General features: G+C 64.9%; 16 protein-coding genes. 14 read left to right on the top strand and 2 right to left on the bottom strand.

Features of this window, described 5'->3' with window-relative positions:
* Positions 1 to 66: 66 nt before the first annotated feature.
* From OPU69_RS11860 to OPU69_RS11830, 7 genes are all read left to right on the top strand, one after another.
* The gene (locus OPU69_RS11860; RefSeq protein WP_060978312.1) at positions 67 to 432 is read left to right on the top strand and encodes a MerC domain-containing protein; all 366 of its coding nucleotides are present in this window, start codon (positions 67 to 69) and stop codon (positions 430 to 432) included.
* Between the two features lie 96 nt (positions 433 to 528).
* Positions 529 to 852 (top strand): hypothetical protein, encoded by a 324-nt coding sequence (locus tag OPU69_RS11855; RefSeq protein WP_498511261.1) that lies wholly within the window; start codon positions 529 to 531, stop codon positions 850 to 852.
* Positions 853 to 868: 16 nt separating this feature from the next.
* Positions 869 to 1,525: an ABC transporter ATP-binding protein gene (locus OPU69_RS11850; protein WP_060978314.1), complete on the top strand. Its 657-nt coding sequence runs from the start codon at positions 869 to 871 to the stop codon at positions 1,523 to 1,525.
* Positions 1,522 to 2,568: an ABC transporter permease gene (locus OPU69_RS11845; protein WP_498511259.1), complete on the top strand. Its 1,047-nt coding sequence runs from the start codon at positions 1,522 to 1,524 to the stop codon at positions 2,566 to 2,568. The genes OPU69_RS11850 and OPU69_RS11845 overlap by 4 nt, the downstream gene beginning before the upstream one ends.
* Positions 2,472 to 2,813, top strand: a complete 342-nt coding sequence (locus OPU69_RS11840) for an FtsX-like permease family protein (RefSeq protein WP_498511257.1) — start codon at positions 2,472 to 2,474, stop codon at positions 2,811 to 2,813. The genes OPU69_RS11845 and OPU69_RS11840 overlap by 97 nt, the downstream gene beginning before the upstream one ends.
* Before the next feature lie 10 nt (positions 2,814 to 2,823).
* Positions 2,824 to 3,324, top strand: coding sequence for a DUF3299 domain-containing protein (locus OPU69_RS11835; RefSeq protein WP_060978316.1), 501 nt, complete (start codon positions 2,824 to 2,826; stop codon positions 3,322 to 3,324).
* Positions 3,325 to 3,436: 112 nt separating this feature from the next.
* Positions 3,437 to 5,725 (top strand): FdhF/YdeP family oxidoreductase, encoded by a 2,289-nt coding sequence (locus tag OPU69_RS11830; protein WP_498511255.1) that lies wholly within the window; start codon positions 3,437 to 3,439, stop codon positions 5,723 to 5,725.
* A gap of 31 nt (positions 5,726 to 5,756) precedes the next feature.
* Here OPU69_RS11830 and OPU69_RS11825 read toward each other — a convergent pair whose 3' ends face one another.
* Together OPU69_RS11825 and fdhD are read right to left on the bottom strand one after the other, a co-directional pair.
* Positions 5,757 to 6,368: a retropepsin-like aspartic protease family protein gene (locus OPU69_RS11825; protein WP_060978318.1), complete on the bottom strand. Its 612-nt coding sequence runs from the start codon at positions 6,366 to 6,368 to the stop codon at positions 5,757 to 5,759.
* A gap of 64 nt (positions 6,369 to 6,432) precedes the next feature.
* A complete protein-coding gene (gene fdhD / locus OPU69_RS11820; RefSeq protein WP_498511252.1) occupies positions 6,433 to 7,248 on the bottom strand; it encodes a formate dehydrogenase accessory sulfurtransferase FdhD in 816 nt (271 codons plus the stop codon).
* Between the two features lie 298 nt (positions 7,249 to 7,546).
* Between fdhD and OPU69_RS11815 the strand changes: the two genes are divergently transcribed.
* The 7 genes from OPU69_RS11815 (at position 7,547) to OPU69_RS11785 (ending at position 18,600) form a co-directional block, all read left to right on the top strand.
* Entirely contained in the window at positions 7,547 to 9,646 is a 2,100-nt protein-coding gene (locus tag OPU69_RS11815; RefSeq protein ID WP_498511250.1) for an autotransporter assembly complex protein TamA, read from the top strand.
* On the top strand, positions 9,646 to 13,890 hold the full coding sequence (locus OPU69_RS11810) for a translocation/assembly module TamB domain-containing protein (protein WP_498511248.1): 4,245 nt from the start codon (positions 9,646 to 9,648) through the stop codon (positions 13,888 to 13,890). The genes OPU69_RS11815 and OPU69_RS11810 overlap by 1 nt, the downstream gene beginning before the upstream one ends.
* Positions 13,890 to 14,129 (top strand): hypothetical protein, encoded by a 240-nt coding sequence (locus OPU69_RS11805; RefSeq protein WP_498511246.1) that lies wholly within the window; start codon positions 13,890 to 13,892, stop codon positions 14,127 to 14,129. The genes OPU69_RS11810 and OPU69_RS11805 overlap by 1 nt, the downstream gene beginning before the upstream one ends.
* 2 nt (positions 14,130 to 14,131) lie before the next feature.
* Positions 14,132 to 15,196, top strand: a complete 1,065-nt coding sequence (locus tag OPU69_RS11800) for a YihY/virulence factor BrkB family protein (protein WP_498511245.1) — start codon at positions 14,132 to 14,134, stop codon at positions 15,194 to 15,196.
* 233 nt (positions 15,197 to 15,429) lie between these two features.
* Positions 15,430 to 17,010, top strand: a complete 1,581-nt coding sequence (locus tag OPU69_RS11795) for a long-chain fatty acid--CoA ligase (RefSeq protein ID WP_498511243.1) — start codon at positions 15,430 to 15,432, stop codon at positions 17,008 to 17,010.
* A gap of 156 nt (positions 17,011 to 17,166) precedes the next feature.
* Positions 17,167 to 18,132, top strand: a complete 966-nt coding sequence (locus OPU69_RS11790; protein ID WP_498511241.1) for an alpha/beta hydrolase — start codon at positions 17,167 to 17,169, stop codon at positions 18,130 to 18,132.
* Positions 18,133 to 18,135: 3 nt separating this feature from the next.
* A complete protein-coding gene (locus OPU69_RS11785) occupies positions 18,136 to 18,600 on the top strand; it encodes a VOC family protein (RefSeq protein WP_066215504.1) in 465 nt (154 codons plus the stop codon).
* Position 18,601: the final 1 nt, after the last annotated feature.

Here is an 18,601-nt window from a genome sequence, read left to right as displayed (position 1 = left end):
TGGAGAAATGTGCTCATGTCCGAAAGCCGAAGGGTAACGCCCAGCCACGCGCCAAAGGCGGCGGATGTGGCGGAAGGGGCCGCTATCACCGCGTCGCTGCTGTGCCTGGCGCATTGCCTGGTGCTGCCTTTGCTGCTTGCCTCGGCCCCCGCGCTCAGCCAGAGCTTGGAACTGCCCTTCGACCTGCACCTGTGGATCGTGCTGCTGGCCGGCCCTGTCAGCTTGTGGATATTGATCCGGGCAGCGTGGCAGCGACGTCACGGCATTTTGCTGCTGGGGCTCTGCGGCCTCTCGCTGCTCATGGCTGCGCTGGTTTTGCCTGTCACCGAGCGCCAGGAAATCGTGATCAGCAGCATCGGCAGCCTTTCGCTGGCATTTGCGCACATCGCCAACTGGCTGGCGCGGCATCCCAGGTTGCTGGTGCACGGTTAGGGCCGCCGCCAGGCCAGGCGTTGGACGCACAAAGCCTTTGCCAATCGTTGCAGATATGTTGTAACATCCACCCTTCTTCAGCGAAGGGGTGTTCACATGCGGTTTGCGGCAGCAGCATTGGTCGGTCTTGGTGGAATTCTGGCGACAGCATCGCCAGCAGCAGCCTGCGACATGGAGGGATTTGGCGGCTACACCCGGATCAACCCCTTCGCCCAGCACGCGGCCTGGAATGTCCCCGCCGATCAGCAGGCATCGCAGGCCAAGCCGCAACAGCAGGCGCAGAGCTCATCGTCCAGCGATCAGAAGGAGCAGGCGAGCGCCGATGCGTCCCGCTCGGCCTCGTCGCAACAGGGCTTCACCCCCGTGTCGGCGGACGCTGCCGCCGCGCAGTCACAGCGATTCACGGCGACCAAGGATTGACGGCACCGCTGCGATCATGAGCCTCACGATCCGCAATCTCGCCTTCCGTTACGGAGGGCGACAGATACTCGATGATTTCAGCTTCGACATGGCGGCAGGCGAACAGAGCCTGCTGATCGGCGCCTCGGGCAGCGGAAAGTCGACCCTGGTCAATCTTATCTGCGGCTTGCTGAGCCCGGATGCGGGGACGATCTCCATCGCTGGCGAAAGCATGACCGGCATCGGCCCCAGCCAGCGTGACGACCTGCGCCGCCGACGCATCGGACTGGTCTTCCAGACGCTGAAGCTCGTCTCGGCACTCGATCTTAGCTCCAATCTGCGGCTGGCTCAGCGGCTCAGCGGGCACGCGACCGAAACCGAGCGTGTGCCGATGCTGATCGAGCGGCTGGGTCTGGCGCATCGCGCCCATGCCCACCCGCGCGAGCTGAGCCAGGGCGAGGCGCAGCGTGCCGCGATCGCACGCGCGCTGATCGGTCGGCCCGATCTGATCATTGCGGACGAACCGACGTCCGCGCTCGATCATGCCAATATGGAAAAGGTGGCCGCGCTGCTGCGCGAATGCGCAGCCGAGGCCGGAGCCAGTCTGCTGATCGTCACGCATGACGACCGCTTGCGCGATCATGTCGCCTCGGTGCGGCATATCACGGCCTTGGCGGCAGAGCCTGCGGCATGATCCGCCTGGCGCTTGCCTATATGCGCGACAGGCCGCTCGGCGTGGCGCTCAACGCGCTGCTGCTCGGAATTGCGGTCGCGACGCTGGTGCTGCTGCTGCAATTTGCCGAGCAGGCCGGCGAGCGATTCGAGCGCGACGCGCGCGGGATCGATCTGGTCGTCGGAGCCAAGGGCTCGCCGCTGCAGCTGGTGCTTTCCAGCGTTTATCATATCGATGTTCCGACCGGAAACATCCCGCTTGGCGAACTCGAGCGCCTGCGCGCCGATCCTGGTGTCGCCGAAGTCGTCCCTCTCGCGCTGGGCGACAATTTCCAGGGCTTCCGGATCGTCGGCAGCGACGACCGATTGCTGCCACTCTACGGCGCAACCATGGCCCAGGGACGCAGTTTTGCCCGTCCGGCCGAGGCGGTGCTCGGCGCAGAGGTGGCCCGGCGCACCGGCGCGAAGCTGGGGCAGAAGTTCATCGGCAGCCACGGGCTGGAGACAGGCGAGGCAGACGGGCAGGGGCACGACCATGCGCCATTCGAGACCGTCGGGATCCTCGCCCCGAGCGGCACGGTGCTGGACCGGCTGATCCTGACCTCGGTCGAATCGGTGTGGGACGTGCATGGCATCGAGCATGTTGATCATGACGAGGCCGGGCATGATCACGATGAGGAGCATGCCTGGCACGATCACGATCACGATGCCGATTCCGCTCAACATGACGAGCATCATGAAGATGCCGCCATGCCGGGCATGGAGCCGGAGATTACCGCATTGCTGGTGCGCTATCGCAACGCTTCGGCTGCGATGCGGCTGCCCAGCCAGATCAACCGCCAGAGCGCGCTTCAGGCTGCGGCCCCGCCGCCGAGGCGGCACGGCTGCTGGGGCTGTTCGGATCGATCATCGAAGGTGCGCGGCTGTTCGGCTGGCTGCTGGCGCTGTCTGCGGGGCTCAGCCTGTTCGTGGCGCTGTGGAATGCGACGCGTGCGCGAGAGGGCGATCTGGCGCTGCTGCGCGTCATGGGGGCGCGGCCTTCCACCGTGTTCGGCACGATCCTGATCGAGGGCCTGCTGATCGCCGCGATCGGTGCGCTGGGCGGCATTGCCGTGGCGCACGGCCTGATCGCGCTGGCTAGCGCGAGCTTCCTGACGCTCGACGAACTGGGGCTGTCCGCAATGCGCTTCCTGCCCGGCGAGGGCGGCATTCTGGTTGCCGCGCTCGCCATCGGCCTCGTCGCCGCCCTGATCCCCGCGATCCGGATCTTCCGGGTCGACCTTGCCACCACGCTTGCCCGCTACAGCTGAGGAAGACGACATGCGCCTGCCCCTTCTCGCTCTTGCCATATTGAGCCTCATCGCCTTACCGCAGACCGCAGGCCAGGCCGCGATGCAGCAGGGCAAGAAGGCACCGGTAGAGGATGTCTGGAAGCCCGCCGCAACGCCCAAGGGCGGCGTGTCCTGGGCCGTGCTGGAGGCAACCAAGGAACAGACCCGCACCGGCAAGGACGGCTATCTCTATTCCAAGCCCCTGTTCACTCCGGCGGTCAGGGCGCTGGCAGGCAAGAGGATCAAGGTCGCAGGCTGGATGAAGCCGCTTGAAACCGGTGGTCGCCAGAAGCATTTCGTGCTGCTCGCCTATCCTCCAGGTTGTCCCTTCCACTTCCATGCAGTCCCCAACCAGTTCATCGAGGTTTATGCCGATATTCCGTTTCCGACAAACGAGACCAAGATGATCGTGGTCAGCGGCGTGCTGGAGCTGACCGGTCAGGACGAAAGCGGCATCTTCTATCGCATGAAGGCTTCCAGCCCGGCCTGACGTGTCCGCGTGCAACGCGCGGTCTTACGCCCATGCGCTGACATTTCCCGAGGCAGGGAACTCCGATGGCTGCCATGGCTTATCTGGGTGTGAAAACAGCATTGGAGCCCAGATGGCGGACGAACGCGGCGATGACAGGGATGCTGGAACCACCAGCTATTCCGGACCTGCAGGTGGCTGGGGGTCGGTTCGTGGAATGGCCGAAATGGTGGCGCGGGAGAAACCCTCGCCGGGCGCGCTGGCCACGTTGCGGACGCAGAACAAGCCCGGCGGGTTCATGTGCACCAGCTGCGCATGGGGCAAGCCCAAGCACCCGCACGCCTTTGAATTCTGCGAAAACGGTGCAAAGGCGACACTCTGGGAGCTGACCACGCATCGCTGCACGCCCGATTTCTTTGCCAGCCACAGCGTCACCGAATTGCGCGGATGGACCGACCATGCGCTCGAGAGCGTCGGGCGACTGACGCACCCGATGCGCTATGACGCTGCGACCGACCGTTATGTCGCCTGCGAGTGGGACGAGGCCTTTGCCGAGATCGGTGCCCTGCTGAAGGCGATCGATCCGAAAAAGGCGGTGTTCTACGCGTCGGGCCGCGCCAGCCTGGAGACATCCTATCTCTACGCGCTGTTCGCGCGGCTTTATGGCCATAACAATTTGCCCGACAGTTCGAACATGTGCCATGAGACCACATCGGTGACGCTGAAAAAGCTGATCGGCTCTCCGGTGGGCACCTGCACGCTCGACGATTTCGAACATTGCGATGCGCTGTTCTTCTTTGGTCAGAATACCGGGACCAACAGCCAGCGCTTTCTACATCCGTTGCAGAAGGCGGCGCAGCGCGGCTGCAGGATCGTCACGTTCAACCCGATCCGCGAAAAGGGTCTGCTCAGTTTCACCAATCCGCAAAGTCCCGCGCAGATGCTGACGGGCAGCGATACCGAATTGAGCTGCCAGTATCTGCAGGTGCGCGCAGGCGGCGACATCGCGGCTATCATGGGACTGTGCAAATATGTGTTCGAGCAGGACGCACTGCGCGGCGGGACGCTGATCGACCGGGCCTTTGTCGCCGACCATTGCACCGGCTTCGAGGCGTTCCGCGACAAGGCCGATGCGACATACTGGAAGGATATCGAGCGTGAATCGGGGCTCAGCCGCGCCGATCTGGAAAGGGCAGGCGAGGTCTATGTCTCATCAGAACGCGTGATCGGCGTGTACGGCATGGGCCTGACCCAGCACGTCCACGGCTTCGAGAATATCGCGATGCTGCTCAACCTGCTGCTGATGCGGGGAAATATCGGCAGGCCAGGCGCGGGAATATGCCCGGTGCGCGGCCATTCCAACGTTCAGGGGCAACGCACGGTCGGTATATCGGAAAAGCCCGAACTGGTCCCGCTCGACAGGCTGGCAGAGATGTTCGGCTTCGATCCGCCGCGGGACACCGGCATGACCACGGTGGAGGTTTGCGAGGCAGTGCTCGATGGCAGCGCCCGGGCTTTCGTCGGGCTCGGCGGCAATTACCTGCGCGCCGTCCCCGACCAGGCCCGCGTCGAACAGCAATGGGAAGAGCTGCAGCTGACGGTGCAGATCGCAACCAAGCTCAACCGTAGCCATCTGTTCAACGGTCGCGTGTCGTTCCTGCTGCCGTGCCTGGGGCGGAGCGAAGAAGACAGCCAGGCGACCGGGCCGCAGACCGTCACGATCGAGGACAGCTTCAGCCATATTCATGGCTCGCTCGGCCACCGCACGCCCGCCAGTCCGCATCTCAAGTCAGAGCTGGCGATCGTGGCCGGCATGGCCAAGCATAGCCTGGCGCCCAATCCGAACGTTCGATGGGATGACTGGACCGGCGATTACAGCCTGGTGCGCGATCTGATCGCCCAGACCTATCCCGACGAGTTTCATGACATGAACGCCCGCATGTTCGAGCCAGGCGGCTTCTATCGCGGTAACAGTGCACGCGAGCGGGTGTGGAAGACCGATAGCGGCAAGGCGCAGTTCACCGCGCCCGGCATGCTCGCGGCGACCAACATTCCCGATGGTCATGGCCGCTACCGGCTGGTGACCTTGCGATCGAACGACCAGTTCAACACCACCATCTATGGCTATAGTGACCGGCTGCGTGGCATCGAAGGCAAGCGCGATGTCGTGCTGATGTCGCCTGCGGACATCGCCGCCGCCGGTCTGGGACCCGGTCAGCGCATCACGTTGGTGGGCGATGCGGATGATGGCATCGACCGCCGGATTGGCGGGCTGGAAATCATCGCCTTCAACCTGCCGTCAGGCACGATCGCCGGCTATTATCCCGAACTCAATACGCTGATCGCGCTTTCGCACCATGATCAGGCGTCGAAGACGCCAGCCAGCAAGGCGGTCCCGGTACGCATCCTCGCGCAAGACTGAATCCGAGAGTGCAAAACCCGGCTCGGGTCGTTCATTGTGCTTCGGCAGGGACGAGGACGAGCGTGTCCTTCTCCACCCGCCAGGATGCGAGTTGCGACAGAAAGTTCATCCCCAGCACGCTGGTTCCGCCGAACGCGGGGGATATGACGACCTTGAGGTTGCGCGCCTCGATGCCCTCGATCTGCAGCCGCTCGACAGTTCCGGTGTCGGCCCGCAACACCCCGTTGGCGGTCCGCAGCATCACTGGCGCGATGGCCAGCTCTTTGCCGACACCTGCTTGCCGCGCCGTCTCTGCCGACAGCGCCGTGATCGTGGCCCCGCTGTCGATCATCATGCGCTGCTCGGTGCCGTTGATCTCCACGCGCGCCCAGAAATGTCCGTCGGATGCCAGCCTGATCCGTACCTCGTTACCGACGACCTGTTGTGTGCTCAGCCCCAGACGCTCGGTCCAGCGCGACAAGATCGGGTCATAAGGGGCCTGTTGCAGCAGCACGAAGACCATGAACGCCAGGATCGCGACCGAGAACAGGCTGCGGAAGATCCGCCCCAGGAACGGGATATTGAACAGCACGACCAGCGCCAGTGCTGCTCCGACTGCATAAAGTGCGAGCTGCTGCCATTCGGGAATGGTGGAAACGGACATATCCCGGTCCTACCCGCAGCGCTGCCATTCGATCCCTGTTGGCGCGTGTCCCCAGCGCCCTCGCTCACACAATCAGCTTATGCGGGTCGTTCGCGATCAGCATCGTGTCGTGGCGCGCCAGCACGCCGAGCGCGAGTCCGGCTTCGCGCGCGCGGTCGATCGCCAGGCTGGTCGGCGCGCTGATCGTGATCAGCAAGGGAAAGCCCGCCCTCACGCATTTCTCGACCAGTTCCTGGCTGCACCGGGCCGATAGCACGACAAAGCCTGTCGCTGGTGACACGCCTGTCCGGGCGAGCGTTCCAACCAGCTTGTCGAGCGCGTTGTGCCGTCCGACATCCTCGCGCACCGCCAGTATCTCGCCGGTGGGCGAACAAAAGGCTGCGGCATGGGTGGCCCCGGTTTCCTTGCCGAGCAGCTGGCGATCGCTGAGCGCGTTCAGCGCATGGGCTATAGCTTTGCGCGCAACCTCGATCCGAGCGACGACCTTTGGCAGCGGTGCAAGGGCAGCTGCGATGCTGTCGATACCGCAGATGCCGCACCCGCTTTCCGAAACGCGGCTGCGCGCACGCTCCAGGATACGCGGCAGCGAACCCGGCGGCAGATTGAGCCTCGCGACCCATCCTCCCTCCACGGGCACGATCTGCGGCGCGGCCAGTTCGTCGGCTTGCGCGAGGCCTTCGCTGAGCGTGAAGCCCATGACGAAGTCTGCAAGATCGGTCGGCGTGCCCATCATCACCGCATAGCCGATACCGTTATATTCGATCGCGATTGGCGCTTCGACCGGTACGCTGCGGTCGACGCGGTCTGCGGGCGTGTCATCGTAACCGACCCGATCGAGCGAGATGCTGCGCAGGGCTGGCGATGCAATGGATGTCGTCATGCCTCTGTCCTTCGGGTCCCGGCATCGTAACGCAAGGAATTTCGTCGGGCCGATTGCAGTACTGTTCAACCCGAGATGCGATCCTAAACGGGGCTTGATGCAGGCGACCCAGCGCTTCGGCCGCTTGAGCCCATCATTCTAACCCATGTGCGTGAACCAATTGGCTGGATGGCGCGTAGTGGGCCGGGGGACGTTCAGCCAGGCGCCCTGGAAACCAGGATTTTCGATGTCTTTGCGCCTTCGCTCGTTCTGCTGCGTTGTTCTGCCCGCCTTATGTGCCAGCCCTGCCGCCCAGGCCATGCAGCCGGCGGATCAGAGTATCCCAGCGCAACCGGCTCCCAGTCCCGCTGAGCCTGCGATCATCGACGACGAGGAGTTCGATGCCACCATCCCTGCAATCGATCCGGATGCCCCGCTGGGCACGGTCGAGGATTGGGATGCCGAACAGACTGAGCTTGAAGCGCAGGCGCGGCCCGCGCGCGATCCATCGCTGTCCACCGATCCGATGCTGCCGCGCCTGTCCGACGAACCCGAGATCGATGCCCCGCTGGGCCCGATCGAGAGCTTCGACGTCGAGCCCTTCGACGAAAGCCGGTATACCGAGGCGGACGACAGCGTGTCGAAGACGGTACGCTACAGCTATCGTATCGAAGGGCTGGATTCGCTCGGGGCAGCGGCTGCGGGTTCCGATCCCAGCCCCGATGGCGCTGGGGCGATCCGGTCCAGGTTCGAGGAACTTTCGGCGCTCGACGACGGGGATGGCAAGGCGAGCAACGGGGCGATGGTCTCTGCGCGGATGCTGGAGGACCAGCAGCTTCTGGCCGACCTGCTGATCGGCGAATGCTTTCACGACGCAACGGTCAACGGCGCGATCGAATTTCCCGAGGCCGGAACCGGGCCGCTGGTGGTCGTGCTCACCGCTTCGCCGGGGCCCTGTTACCGCTTTGGCTCGATCACCTTCGACGCTCCGCCAGTCGAGCCGGAGGACCTTATCGCGCGCAATTTTGTGCCCAAGCCGGGCCAGCCGATCGATGCCGAGCGGGTGCTTGCGGCCGAGGCGAACATTGCCGTGGCGCTGCCCCAGGCTGGCTACCCGTTCGCGCAGGTCGGCCAGCGCGACGTGCTTCTCGATCCCGAAACCGAGACCGGCGATTACACGCTTCCCGTGACGCCGGGGCCGCGCAGCAGCTTCGGCGACATCGTGACGCGCGGGTCGACCGTGTTCGATGCGGATCATATCAGCAAGCTGGCACGGTTCGATAAGGGCGACCTGTATGACAGCCGCCTGGTCGATGATCTGCGCAAGGCGCTGGTCGCGACCGGGCTCTACTCGACCGTGGCGGTGCAACCGCAGCCGACCGGCGTCGAGGCGCCCGGCGGCACGCAATATGCCGATCTCGCCGTCGATCAGGAGGCAGGTCCGGCGCGTACGCTGGCGGCCAATGCCGGTTACGGCACCGGCCAGGGCATCCGCGCGCAGGGCAGCTGGACGCATCGTAACCTGTTTCCGCCCGAAGGCGCGCTGATCGTCAGCGCCACCGGGGGCACGCAGGAACAAGGCGCATCGGTCACCTTTCGCCGTTCCAATGCGGGCCGACGCGACCGCGCGGTCGAATTGAGCCTGTCCGCGCTGCGCAGCGACTTTGCCGCCTATGAGGCCTTTACCGGGCGTCTGGCCGGCCGTGTATCCTATTACAGCACGCCGATCTGGCAGAAGCCGGTGACCTACAGCTATGGCTTCGAACTGCTCGGCACCAACGAGCAGGATTTCAATTTCACCACCGGCCAGCGCGACCGCCGAACCTATTATGTCGCGGCATTGCCCGGGCAGATCACCTGGGACCGCTCGAACGACCTGCTCGACCCGACCAGCGGCTTCCGCCTGTCGGCCCAGATATCGCCTGAAGCATCGCTGGGCAGCGGCACGCAATTTTATGGCCGCGGGCTGTTCGAGGCGACCGGCTATTATCCGGTCGGCGACAATATCGTCATCGCCGGGCGCGCACGCGTCGGTTCGATCTATGGCGCGGATCGCGCGGACATAGCCCCGTCGCGGCGCTTCTATGCTGGCGGAGGCGGTTCGGTGCGCGGCTTCGGCTATCAGGAGCTGGGGCCCAAGGACCCCGACAACCGCCCCATCGGCGGACGCAGCCTGGTCGAGGCCGCGGCGGAAGTCCGCTATCGCTTCGGCAATTACGGGATCGTCGGTTTCATCGATGCGGGCCAAGTCTCGACCCGCTCGACGCCCGGCTTTGACGACCTGCGCTATGGCGTCGGCATTGGCGGGCGCTTCTATACCAATTTCGGCCCGATGCGGCTCGATGTCGCCACGCCGCTGGGCCGCCGCCCGGGGGAATCGCGCGTTGCGATCTATATCTCGATCGGGCAGGCCTTCTGATGGCCGGAACCGAAGACAGCGTCGCCATCCCCGCCGAGGAGCAGGCTGTGACGCGCCCGGCGCGCGCATCCTGGCCGCGCCGGATCGCCATCGGCCTTGCGGTGCTGATCGGCACGATCGTGGCGCTGCTCGCCATCGCCTATGTCTGGCTGGACAGCAGCAGCGGCAAGCGCTTCGTCGCCAGGCAAATCGAAGGCATGGAGTTCGAGAACGGGATGAGCATCGGCATCGGCGCGATCGAAGGGTCGCTCTATGGCGAAATGCGCATTCGCGAGCTGACCCTGCGCGATCCCAAGGGCGTGTTCGCATCCTCGCCTTTGGTCGCGGTCGACTGGCGGCCGTTTGCCTTTATCGGCAGCCATGTCGATATCCGCTCGCTGATCGTGCCGCAGATGCGTCTGCGGCGACTGCCTGCGTTCAAGGAAACCCCGCCGACCAACGAGCCGCTGCTGCCCGATCTCGACATTGATATCGCCAATCTGCAGCTTCGCCGGATCGATATCGACGCGCCGGTAACGGGCCGGCGACACCGCGCATCGCTGAACGGCAAGGTGCATATCGCCGACCGCACCGCCGTGGTCAGCGCGCGCGCGGCCACCACCGGCGGCGTGGGATTTGCGGGCGGCGAAAGCGCGGCGATCGATCTGCGCGCGGTGCCTGAAACCAACACGCTCGACCTGACCTTCCGCCTCGATGCGCCGGCTGAGGGCCTGATTGCGGGTCTGACCGGCATCTCCCAGCCGATGCGGGTCGATCTCAGCGGCAAGGGCGACTGGAAGGCCTGGAACGGCGCGCTCAGGGGCTCGCTGGGCGACCAGTCGCTCGGTGATATCGCGCTGACCGCCCGCAACGGCACCTTCGCTGCGCGCGGCACAATGCGCCCGGCCTTGCTGCTCAGGAGCCAGCCCGGAACGCTGCTGGCACCCGAGACCGCGATCGACATCACGACCACTGCCGACGAGCGCCGGTTCGATCTTGCCGCACGGATCGGAAACGAGAATTTCGCGCTGGACGCCAAGGGCCTGATTGATCTCGGTGAAAGCCGGATGCGCGATCTGGCGATAGGCTTCCGCCTGTTGCGCCCGGGCACCATTGCAGAGAACCTGAATGGTGCGGGTATCGTGGCCAATCTCACGCTCGACGGCGCATTTGCTTCGCCGACCATCGCTTATGAGGTCAACGCATCAAGGCTAGGCTTCAACGACATGGCGATCCTCGGATTGCGCGCCAGCGGTGCAGCGCGGCTTGACCGCGATGCCTGGATCATCCCTGTCAGCGCGCGTGCGAGCCGGATCGCAGGGCTGAACGCTGCGGCGGGCGGACTGCTCGAGAATGTCCGGCTCGACGGCGATCTCGCCTATTCGAACGCCCGGCTGATGTCGGACAATATGCGCATCCGCTCGAGCCGGATCGACGCGATCGCGGTGCTCCTCGCCGATCTGAATACCGGGCTGTACACCGGTGCGTTGAACGGCCGCGTCGACGGCTATCGGGTCGAGAGCGTCGGCGTTTTCAATGTCGCGACCGATATCGACCTCGAGACGACGGGCAATGGCGGCTTCCGTCTCGCGGGCACCGTCCGCGCGCGGTCGAGCCAGATTTTCAACGATGGCCTGCGTGAGTTTCTCGGCGGCAACGCGCTGATCAACGCCAATGTCAGCTATGGCAGCGACGGCATCGGCCGCGTGACGCGTCTGACCGTGGCAGCGCCCGCCTTCCGCCTGTCGCAGGGCAGCGGGTCCTACAGCGCCGACGGCCAGATCCGCTTTAATGCCAGCGGCAGCTCCAACCAATATGGGCCGCTCACCGTCGCGGTGACCGGCACGGTGACGCGTCCGGTCGCGACCGTCAGGGCGGCACGGCCCGGCCTCGGCGTCGGCATGTCGAATGTCGTCGCGACCCTGCGCGGCAATGGCGAGAGCTATGCGGTCGAGGGATCGGGCGACACCGATTACGGTCCGTTCACTGCCGATGTCGACATCTTCACCAGCCGAGGCCCGCTCGAGATCGCGGTCAATCCTGGGACCCGCTTTGCCGATATCGGGATCACCGGGCGTGTGCGCCAGACCGCCGCCGGACCCTTTGCAGGCGACCTGGCTGCCGATGGCGCGGGCGTTGCGGGCAATGTCAGCCTGTCTGCCGCTGGTGCCTATCAGCGCGCGGTGCTGGCGCTCAATGCCCGTGACGCACGGCTGCCGGGGCCGGCAGGGCTGACTATCGGCCGCGCGATCATCGCGGCCGACATGGTTCTGGCCGAGACGCCGCAGGTCGTTGCCGATGTCCAGATAGCCGGTGCGCGGATGAACCAGCTGCAAATCGTCGCCGCACGCGCCAAGCTGGACTATCGCGATGGCCGGGGAAGCGCGCGGGTCATGGCCGAAGGGCGCAACGGCTTTCCGTTCCGCGTCGCTGCCAACGCCGCATTGCAGCCCGAATTGTGGCGGATCGCGCTTGATGGGCGCGCCAATGGCATCGATTTCAAGACGCGCAGCCCCGCCCGGATCATCCCGCAGAACGCGCAATATCGGCTGATGCCGACCACGATCGACCTTTCGCGCGGCACCATCCAGCTCGCCGGCAGCTATGGCGCGGGCATGAATGTCGAGGCGCGGCTGAGCGATGTCGATCTTGCGCTGATCAACCCGATCATGCCAGGGCTCGGTCTGGGCGGCACAGCATCGGGCAGCCTCGATTTCGCGCAGGCGAGCGCGACGAGCTTCCCCTCGGCGGACGCACGCCTGCGGATCGAGGACTTTACCCGCACCAGCCTGGCATCGGTTTCACAGCCGGTGGACATGAGCGTCGTCGGGCGCTTGCAGCCCGATGGCGGCTCGGCCAATGCGATTATCCGCAGACGTGGCGCGATCATCGGGCGGATGCAGGTCAGCCTGAACCCGCTTCCGCCCGGCGCTGGCAGCTGGACGACGCGGCTGCTCGCTGCGCCGTTGAGCGGAGGCCTGCGTTACAACGGCCCTGCCGATACGCTCTTCTCGCTCGCGGCCTTGCCCGACCAGAGCCTGACCGGGGCGATCGGGGTTGCCGCCGATTTCACCGGACGGGTTCAGCAGCCGCAGCTGCGCGGTATCGTGCGGGCGAACAGCCTGACCTATGAGAACGAGCAATATGGCACGCGGCTCACCAACATGCGGCTACGCGGCAGCTTTACCGGCGACCGGCTGCAGGTCGAGGAACTCACCGCGCGCGCCGGCGAAGGCACGATCCGCGGCGAGGGCTTTGTCTCGCTAAGCTCGGCCCAGGGCTTCCCTGTCCAGCTGGCGCTCGACCTCGACAAGGCGCGCCTCGCGCAGGGCAATGATCTTGCGGCGACCGCCACCGGCCAGCTCCGCATCGTCAACAGCGCTGCGCAGGGCGCGGTCATCTCGGGCACGATCAGCCTGCCCGAAACGCGCTATCGCATCGTCCGCCAGGGCTCGGCGCGGGTCGCCAAGCTCACCGGTGTACGGCGCAAGCCGGCGCTCGGTCGCGCGCGGATCACGGGCGATCCCGAACCGATCTCAGGCGTGCCCAGCAACTGGAAGCTCGATGTGAAGGTGGTCGCCGACAACCAGATCTATGTCTCGGGCATGGGCCTCGATTCCGAATGGGCGGCGGATATCCGGATCACCGGCACCACGGGCAATCCGCGTATCACCGGCGGGATCGATCTGGTGCGCGGCACGCTCGGTTTTGCCGGTCGTTCGTTCGACCTGGAAGAGGGGCGGCTGCGCTTCAATGGTGGCAGCGCGACCAATCCCGAGCTCAACCTGCGCGCGAGCGGCGAGGCGGGCGACGTGACGGTGAACATCGTCGTGTCAGGTACCGGGGAGAACCCGGACATCGCCTTCTCCTCGACCCCCTCGCTGCCGCAGGACGAGGTGATGGCGCGCATCCTGTTCGGCAATTCGATCGGCGAGCTCACCCCTATCCAGGCCGTGCAGCTGGCGGCGTCGCTGAACAGCCTGCGTGGCGGCAGCGGTGGGCTCAATCCGCTGGGCGTGCTGCAGTCGGCGTCGGGCATCGACCGGTTGCGCATTCTGGGTGCGGATGAGGAGACGGGCCGCGGCACCTCGCTTGCCGTCGGCCAGTATATCTCGAACGACGTCTATGTCGAAATCATCACCGACACGCGCGGCTTTACCGCGACGCAGATAGAGATCAGCCTGAGCAAGGCCTTGTCGGTGCTCAGCCAGGTTGGCAGTTTCGGCGGCTCGAACGTCAATGTGCAGTATCGGAAGGACTATTGATGCGCGTCCGCCTCACCCTTGCAGCAGTGGCAAGCCTGGCGCTGGTCTCGGCCTGTCAGCGCGAGCCGAGTTTCGACGAGAAATTCGAGCAGCAATCGCGCGACTTGAGCGCAAAGGCACGCAAGATCGAGGCAGAGACCAAGGCGCAGCTCGCTGCGGCGCGCGAGGCTGAACAGGCCGCTGCCGAATTGGACCGGTCGCAGTCTGTCGCAGCACCTGCCGAATTGACCGCTGACTGACGATGGCATCCACCCCGGTCGACAGTGCGAGAGCAGCGGAACAGTCAGGCGATGGCGTGACGGAGATGGCGCAGCAGGTACCTGGTGCACTGTCGGATTCCCCGTTGCAGATGCCGCGCAGCGCCTGGTTCGCCATCCTCAAGCGCGTCTATCTGATGAACGGCGTGCACAATCTTTCGCTGCTCGCTGCAGGCGTTGCGTTCTTCGCCTTTCTCGCTTTCGTCCCGCTGATCGCGGTGGTGGTGCTGCTTTATGGCCTGATCGCAGATCCCTCGACCGTCGCCGCGAGCCTCGACCTGCTGGTCGATGTCGTACCACCCGAAGTGCTCGTCATCCTGCGCGAACAGTTGATCCAGATCGTGACCACCAGCGCGACCCGGCAGGGGCTGGGGCTGGTGCTGGCGCTGCTCCTGTCGACCTATGGCGCGATGCGCGCAGCGACCGCGATCATGGGGGCGCTCAACATCATCTACGAGGAGCACGAAACCAGGGGGTTCCTGCGCACTACAGGCGTCGCCGTGCTCATCACCCTGGGCATGGCGGCCGTCGCCGTGATCGGGCTGATCGCCATTTCGCTGTTCGGCTATATTCGCAACTTTCTGGCTCCGTTTCTGGGGGGCGGAGCATTGTTGCTGATCCAGGTGCTGACCTGGGCGGTTGCCGCGTTGCTGGTCAGCGCCACCTTCGCCATCTTCTTTCGCTATGCGCCCGACCGGCGCGCCGCCAAATGGCGCTGGCTGTCGCTGGGGTCGGTGGCATCGACGGTGCTTTGGCTGGCCATCACGCTGGGCTTCGGATTCTATGCCGCCAATCTCAGCGATTACAACGCTACCTATGGCTCGCTCGCCGCGATCGTCATTTTCCTGATGTGGCTGTTCCTGTCTGCCTATGCGGTGCTGATCGGCGCGGAAATCAATGCCGAGACCGAGCGGCAGACCTTTCGCGACTCCACGGTAGGCCCCGACAGGCCGATGGGGCAGCGCGGCGCGGTGCTGGCGGATACCGCCGCGCTGGACGAGGCCGAGCGTGCGATTCTGGAAAAACAGCAGCGCCGAAACGCGACTTGAACGGCCGATCCTTTATTGCAGGGCGCTGGGTAAATTCGGCTTGACAGTCGTCAAGCGCAATCCCTAGCCTCTGAGCTGTCGGGACGGATGCCCATAGGCCGGCATGACCGGAAAGGCCGCGTGCAGCCGTATCCTGACCCAGGCTGTACACATGCCACTTGCTCACGGAGCCGTTCGAACACGCTATCGGCACGGAAACATTCAGAAAGGCGCGAGAGTTGATTCCAGGTTTGATGCAGCCAAGGCCGCTGATGGTCGCTTCGATCGCCGAGCATGCCGAACGCGCGCACGGGGCGCGTCCGATCATCTCGAGGCTGCCCGACGAACCTTTGTGGCGCTATGATTACGCCGCCATGGTGCGCCGCGCCCGGCAGATGGCCCGGGCGCTTCAGGCGATGGGAATAGCCTCGGGCGATCGCGTTTCTTCGCTCGCCTGGAACACGCATCGTCACATGGAGCTGTTCTTCGCGGTGCCGGGCATCGGGGCGGTGCTGCATACCGCCAATCCCAGGCTGCATGTCGACCAGCTGGTCTATACCATCAACCATGCCGCAAGCCGCGTCCTGTTCTATGACAGCAGCTTTGAGAGTCTGGTTGCGAATATCCGCGACCGTCTGCCCCGAGTGGAGCATTTCGTCGCGCTTTCCTCGAACGCGTCGGGGCTGCATTATGAGGCAGTGATCGCCAGCGCTTCCGACGATCTGGCCTGGCCGCAGTTCGACGAAAATGCCGGGGCCATCCTCTGCTATACTTCGGGCACCACTGGCGATCCCAAGGGCGTGCTTTACAGCCATCGCGCGATCGTGCTCCACGCCATGGCCGCAGGTCTGCCCTCAGCCTTCGGGCTCAGTGCATTCGATGTCGTGATGCCCTGTTCGTCGCTCTATCACGCCACCGCCTGGGGATTGCCGTTCGTGGCGGCGATGGCGGGGGCGAGCTTCGTGCTGCCTGCCGAGAAGATGGACCCGGCCTCGCTGCACGAGCTGATCGCGGGCGAACATGTCACCTTTACTGGCGGTGTGCCCACGATCTGGACCGCCTATCTCGACTGGCTCGATCGGACGCAGCAAAGCCCCACCAGCCTGAAGCGCGTGGTCATCGGTGGCTCTGCAGTTCCCGTGTCGATGGCCCAGGCCTTTCGCCACAAGCATCAGGTCGATGTGCTGCAAATCTGGGGCATGACCGAAACCTGCCCGCTCGGCGTGGTGGCGACACCGACACCGCAGCTTGCCGAACGGGGCGAGGATGCGATGTGGGAGACCATCTGGACGCGCCAGGGCCGGTTGCAGTTCGGTATCGACCTGAAGATCGTCGATGACTGCGGGAATGCTGTACCGCCCGACGGTGAAACGTCGGGCGCGCTGCTGGTGCGCGGGCCGTGGGTGGTCGAGCGCTATTTCGGGACGGACCTGTCGGCGGTCGATGCCGACGGCTGGTTCGACACCGGCGATGTCGCCACGCTCGACCAGGATGGATTCATGCGGATCACCGACCGCGCCAAGGATGTCATCAAGTCCGGCGGCGAATGGATCAGCTCGATCGATCTGGAAAATGCCGCTGCCGGGGCGCCGGGTGTCAAGGTCGCTGCAGTCGTGGGACTGGCCCATCCCAAATGGGACGAGCGGCCGCTCCTCGTTATCGAGCCGCACGATGGGGCGGAGATAGACCGCAAGGCAGTGATGGATCGGCTGCAGCAGAGCGTCGCGCGCTGGTGGTTGCCCGACGCGATCGAGATTGCGGAGGTCCCGCTGACGGCCACCGGCAAGATCGACAAGAAGCAGTTGCGCGCGCGGTACGCAGGATATTTTCTCTGACGACAGCAAGGCCTGCGCGTGCAGCGATCGGGCTTGGCCGGTAACGCATCTGCCGGGATATAACCCCCAGCATTCGATTTTGTTTGACGATCGGCAATCTACGTTTTACCGATTGGCAATCAAGCGCGGAGCCGCGCCGAATGGGGGGAGAGATGGGTGTTTGACAGTCACTATGTCGATCCGGAGGTTCGCCCGATCCTGGACATGCTGGCGGCACAGTTCGGCGACTATTCGGAGCTGAACCTCGAGGACATCCGTGCGCTTTACAACCGCAACGGGCCGCTGATGGCAGCGCCCGTCCCCGAAGGCTGTGTCGACGAGCGCCGAGTGATCCCCGGACCCGGCGGCGACATCGAGTGCCGGATTTTCCGTCCGTGGGATTCGAAAGGCAATCTGCCCATCATCGTCCATTATTTGGGCGGGACGTTCGTAGCGACCTCGCTCGATCATCTGGGGCCGCCACCAACCGCGATGGCGATGCAGGTGGGGTGTCTGGTGGTCGTGCCATTGCACCGCGTGCCGCCCGAGCACCCGTTCCCGGCTGCCTATGACGATGCTTTGGCCGTCTATCGCTGGCTGACCCAGCATGCTGGCCAATGGGGCGGTGATCCGCAGCGGATCATCCTGCACGGCGAAAGCTCGGGCGCGACCCTGGCAGCTTCGGTTTGTCTAGAGGCGCGCGAGGCTGGGGTGCGCCAGCCGCTGATGCAGGTGCTCGCCGAGCCGCTGCTCGACCATGAGGCGGAGACCCCGTCGATCAACGAATTTCGTTACATGCTGGCCAAGCGCGACATCCGCTTCGGCTCGCGCATGTATTTCGGCGACGATCGTCCGCCGCGCCGCGCCTCGCCGCTAAGGGCTGAAACGCTTGCGGGCGTTGCCCCCGCCTATGTCATCACCGCCGGGCTCGACCCGCTGCGCGACGAGGGCATTGCCTATGTCGCGCGCCTGCGGAGTGAAGGCGTGCCGGTCACGCACCGCCACCATGCCGGGCAGATCCACGGCTTCTTCTCGATGTTTCCCCAGATCCTCCAGGCGCGCATCGCCTTTGAGGAAGTCTGCGCCGTCATGCGCTTCGCCTTTGCGGGCGGGCTGAACGGTGCGCACGCGAAAGGATCCTGACCCATGCACATTACCAGCATGTACCATATCAACATCAACTGCCGCGATTTCGACGTGTCGCTTGCCTTCTACCAGAAGCTCGGCTTCGTGGTGGAGATGCCCTTTCCCGAAGCGGGCAATCCGATGGTGAGCGAAGGGCTGGCGGTGGGCGACCATTGGGTCAAGGGCGCGCTGCTCCGCCTGGGATCGGATCATGGCGCGACCCGGCTCGATCTGCTCGAATGGATCCGCCCGCGCAACCAGGAGCCATCTCCGCTGACGCTGACCGACCCGGGCATGGTCCGGATCGCGCTGTCCACCACCGATTTCGAAGCCGATGTCGCGGCGCTGCGCGAGATGGGGGTGAGCTTTCTGTCCGACCCGGTCTATCGGACGCTGCCCGATGGGACCAGGGCGCCATTCTTCGTGTGCTTCCGTGATCCCGATGGCAATGTGCTGGAGCTTGTCCAGCGGCCGCTGCCGGCCTGAT

The sequence above is a fragment of the Blastomonas sp. 34TW genome (assembly GCF_059803595.1).
The sequence above is the reverse complement of the archived record's forward strand: the minus strand, read 5'-3'. Positions and strand labels throughout refer to the sequence as shown.